The following is a 4,197-nucleotide window of genomic DNA, read 5'->3' on the forward strand; positions in this document are numbered from 1 at the left end:
TCGATCGCGCCGGAACCGTGGTGGCAACCGCCCAGCGCGAACACGAGCAGATCTTTCCTCGTGCCGGGTGGGTCGAACACGACCCCATGGAGATCTGGACCAACACCGAGTGGGTGATTTCCGGCGTTCTCAGCAAGGCCCATCTGCAGGCATCCGGTATCGCCGCCGTCGGTGTCACGAACCAGCGCGAGACTGCGATCGTGTGGGACCGCCGCTCGGGCCAGCCCATCTTCAACGCGATCGTGTGGCAGGACACCCGCACGCAGCCCTGGCTCGATGCCCTTGCCCGTGACGGCGTCGGCGACCGGGTTACCGAGGTGACGGGTCTTCCGCTTGCCACCTACTTCTCGGCATCCAAGGTCGCCTGGATCCTCGATCACGTGCCGGGGGCTCGGGCGGATGCCGAAGCCGGCCATCTGCTGTTCGGTACCCCCGATTCGTGGGTGGTCTGGAACCTCACCGGCGGCACCAGCGGCGGGGCGCACGTGACCGATGTCACCAACGCGAGCCGCACGCTGCTCATGGATCTGCAGACCCTCGACTGGTCGGACGAGATGCTCGCCCTGTGGAACATTCCGCGCGCGATGATGCCCGAGATCCGGTCGTCGTCGGATGTCGTGGGCGAACTCGCGCTGCCGGGCACCGCCCGCGAACTGCCGATCGCCGGCATCCTCGGTGATCAGCAGGCCGCGACCTTCGGGCAGGCTGCCTTCGGCGTGGGCGATTCGAAGAACACGTACGGTACCGGCAACTTCCTGCTGGTGGGCACCGGGACCGAGATCGTCCGGTCTCGTCACGGACTCATCACCACCGTCGCCTATCGGCTGGGGGATGGTCCCGCGCACTATGCGCTGGAAGGCTCGATCGCCGTCACCGGATCGCTCGTGCAGTGGCTGCGCGACAACCTCGGGATCATCGATCGCGCACAGGATGTCGAAACCCTCGCGATGACCGTCGAGAACGCGGGCGGGTCATACTTCGTGCCAGCCTTCTCGGGCCTGTTCGCTCCCTACTGGCGACCGGATGCCCGCGGTGCGATCGTCGGCCTCACCCGGTACGTGACACGCGCCCACATCGCCCGCGCCGCTCTCGAGTCGACGGCCTTCCAGACCCGGGACGTGATCGAGGCTGTCGTCGGGGATGCCGGCCGCGATCTCTCGGAACTGCGCGTCGACGGGGGAATGACGAAGAACGATCTGCTCATGCAGTTCCAGGCCGACATCCTCGGCATCCCCGTCGTACGCCCGCGCGTGGTCGAGACGACGGCGCTCGGCGCCGCCTACGCGGCAGGACTTGCAGTCGGCATCTGGTCGGGACTCGACGAACTGCGCGAGCACTGGCAGGTCGATCGCCGGTTCGAGCCGCAGATGTCGGACGAGGAACGCGCTCGCCGGTACCGGCTGTGGAAGAAGGCCGTCACCAAGTCTCTTGATTGGGTGGATGACGACGCCCGGACGCTGATGGATACGCTCGGCGACTGATTGGTTCGCGTGGCCCCGCGCTGGGCAGTTCGCTTCGCTCCTGCGCTACTTGAGGAGGCGGGAGAGGCGGCGATCGGCTAGCAGTTTGCCGGCGGTCTGGCACGTGGGGCAGTACTCGAGGGAGTTGTCGGCGAAGAAGACGCTGCGCACCTCGTCGCCACAGACCGGGCACGTCTCGCCCCGGCGGCCGTGCACCCGCATCCCGCGTCGTTTGGCGTCCTTGAGTTCGGCAGGGGGTTTGCCGGATGCTGTCGCGATCGCTTCCGCGAGCGTTTGGTGCATCGCGGCGTAGAGCGTGTCGACATCGGCATCTGTCAGGGTCGCTGCCAGGGCGTACGGTGACATCCGCGCCGCGTGCAGAATCTCATCGGAGTAGGCGTTGCCGATCCCGGCGATGATCGCCTGATCGCGCAGAACGCCTTTGATCTGGGTGCGGCGTCCCTTGAGCAGCGCGGCGAGAGCGTCACGATCGAATCCCGGACCGAGCGGATCAGGGCCGAGCCTCTCGATGCCTGGCACGTCTGCGGGATTCCGGGCGGCGTACACGGCGAGGGACTTCTTCGTGCCGGCCTCAGTGAGATCGAACCCTGAGCCGTCCGAGAACGCGATGCGGAGGGCGATGGGGGTTTTGCCGGGGCGGATGATCGTGCTCGGCAGTTCGTCGTACCAGCGGAGCCACCCGGCCTTCGCGAGGTGGAAGACGAGGTGTAGCGAGGATGCAGGATCCGTACCCGTTTCGATGTCGACGAACTTCCCGTGGCGCGACACCGACACGACCTGCGTGCCGACGAGTGCATCCAGCGGCGGATCGTAGGTCTTGAGCGCCGCGATGTTCGCAACTGTCGCGCGCGTGAGCGTGAGACCCGGCAGGCGTCCGGCAAGGAAGTCGACAAGTCCTTGCACTTCCGGCATCTCGGGCATGGCGACATCCTGTCACGGGGTGGGAAGCGGCGGCAGGCCTCCATCGATGATCGGCCACGCGACCGGCGCGCGATCATCGCCGGGGAGAAGGCCCGCGATCCAGGCGTCGTCCCGCTGCAGGGGGCCGGCGAGTGCCTGGCGGAGCGTTCCTTCGTAGCGGAAGCCGAGCGCTCGGGCCACACGCGCGGATCCGGTGTTGCCCACGACAGCACGCCACTCAATACGCGCCAGCGACATGCCGGCGGATTCAAACCCGACGTCAACGACCGCCCTGGCAGCTTCCGTGAGGAGGTGCCGTCGTCGCGCCCAGGGCGACATCCAGAACCCCAGCTCTGCCGACTCCGGCTCGCGGCGGTACAGCCCGATCATGCCGGCGAGTCGACCGTCGTGACGGATACCCCACGTCGCCTCTCGGCCCTCGGCCCAGTGGAGCTGAACGCGGGGGATGAACTGCTCGGCGTGCTCACGGAGATACGGCGAAGGCACCGTCGTGTAGCGCTGGATCGCGGGGTCTTGGCACGCCTCGAAGATCGCATCCACGTCAGCGTCGGTCGGTGGCGAGAGTTCGCACCGCTCGGTACGCAGCACGATGGCATCCATCGCCCCACCCTATGTGCCGGGCGGGACGTACGTCTCTCGCGGCGACGCCGGCGCCGGCGTAACGTCGCAGGTGCAGCGTCACGGAGCGCTCCGCGCCCCGGCGTCGGAGAAAGGACTCTGAAATGCGTACGTATGTTGTCACCGGATCCGCATCGGGCATCGGCAAGGCAACCGCCGATCTCCTCGTCGAACGGGGCGAGAAGGTCATCGGCGTAGACCTGCGCGATGCCGACATCACCGTCGACCTGACCACTCCGGGCGGCAGAGATCGACTCGTCACCGAGGTGACGCAGCTCTCGGGCGGGACAGTGGATGGTGTCCTCGCCGTCGCGGGTCTTGCGATTCCCGCCCCCGCAACCGTCGGCGTCAACTACTTCGGCATGGTCGCAACGCTGGAAGGTTTGCGTCCACTCCTCGCTCACTCAGACGCACCGCGCGCGGTGGGGGTGTCGTCCATGGCGTCCCTCCAGCCCTCCGATGAGCGCCTCATCGAGCTGGAGCTGTCCGGGGACGAGCAGGCGGCACTCGCGCGGGCGGCAGAGCTGACCGCGGCTCCCGATACTGCAAATCTCATCTACAGTTCGACGAAGGTGGGCTTCTCACGCTGGATTCGCCGCAACGCGGCTACGGCCGAGTGGGCAGGAGCTGGAATTCCCTTGAACGCCGTGGCGCCCGGCGTCATCCTGACACCCATGGTCGCTCCGCTCCTGGAGACCGCCGAGGGGCGGGCGATGATCGAGCAGGCAGTTCCCATGCCGCTCAATGGCTTCGCCGAACCGATCGTCGTCGCACGGCTTCTCGCCTGGCTGGCGGGCCCCGAGAACACGCACCTGTGCGGCCAGGTCGTGTTCGTCGACGGCGGAAGCGACGTTGTGATCCGTGGGGACAGCGTCTGGTGAGCCCTCACGCTGCGCCGCGCAGTCAGGCGCGGCGGAGGAGCCCGATCCGGTCGTATACGTCGCCGAGGGTCGCGCGGGCGACAGACTCAGCCCGTGCGGCGTTGGCGGCCAGGACCCGGTCGAGTTCGGCCGGGTCATCGAGCAGTTCCAGGGCCCGAGCACGCACCGGCTCGAACTCGTTCACAACGACGTCTGCGAGCCCCTTCTTGAAGTCGCCGTAACCGCGGCCCGCGTACTCGTCCTCGATCGCGGGGATCTGCCGACCAGTGAGGGCAGCGTAGATGACGAGCAGGTTC

At 67.4% G+C, this 4,197-nt stretch carries 4 protein-coding genes and 1 pseudogene; 2 read left to right on the plus strand and 3 right to left on the minus strand.

All coding sequences use genetic code 11. The features are described from left to right. Positions 1-1,481, plus strand: a 1,481-nt coding sequence (glpK, locus tag Q1V87_RS00640; protein WP_300590413.1) for a glycerol kinase GlpK, incomplete at its 5' end; no start/stop codon positions are given. Between the two features lie 45 nt (positions 1,482-1,526). On the opposite strand, the gene Q1V87_RS00645 is transcribed toward glpK, so the two are convergent. Together Q1V87_RS00645 and Q1V87_RS00650 are read right to left on the minus strand one after the other, a co-directional pair. Beyond that, entirely contained in the window at positions 1,527-2,402 is an 876-nt protein-coding gene (locus Q1V87_RS00645; protein WP_300590414.1) for a DNA-formamidopyrimidine glycosylase family protein, read from the minus strand. A gap of 12 nt (positions 2,403-2,414) precedes the next feature. Beyond that, on the minus strand, positions 2,415-3,002 hold the full coding sequence (locus tag Q1V87_RS00650; protein WP_300590415.1) for a GNAT family N-acetyltransferase: 588 nt from the start codon (positions 3,000-3,002) through the stop codon (positions 2,415-2,417). A 122-nt stretch (positions 3,003-3,124) separates the two neighbouring features. Here Q1V87_RS00650 and Q1V87_RS00655 point away from each other — a divergent pair, with 122 nt between their 5' ends. Further along, positions 3,125-3,901 carry an SDR family oxidoreductase gene (locus tag Q1V87_RS00655; protein WP_300590416.1) on the plus strand — a complete coding sequence of 259 codons (777 nt, stop codon included), beginning with the start codon at positions 3,125-3,127 and terminating at the stop codon, positions 3,899-3,901. 22 nt (positions 3,902-3,923) lie between these two features. Here Q1V87_RS00655 and Q1V87_RS00660 read toward each other — a convergent pair. Beyond that, positions 3,924-4,197, minus strand: a pseudogene (locus Q1V87_RS00660) (tryptophan--tRNA ligase); the annotation flags it as partial.

The organism is Microbacterium sp. (genome assembly GCF_030149085.1).
Classification (GTDB): Bacteria; Actinomycetota; Actinomycetes; order Actinomycetales; family Microbacteriaceae; genus Microbacterium.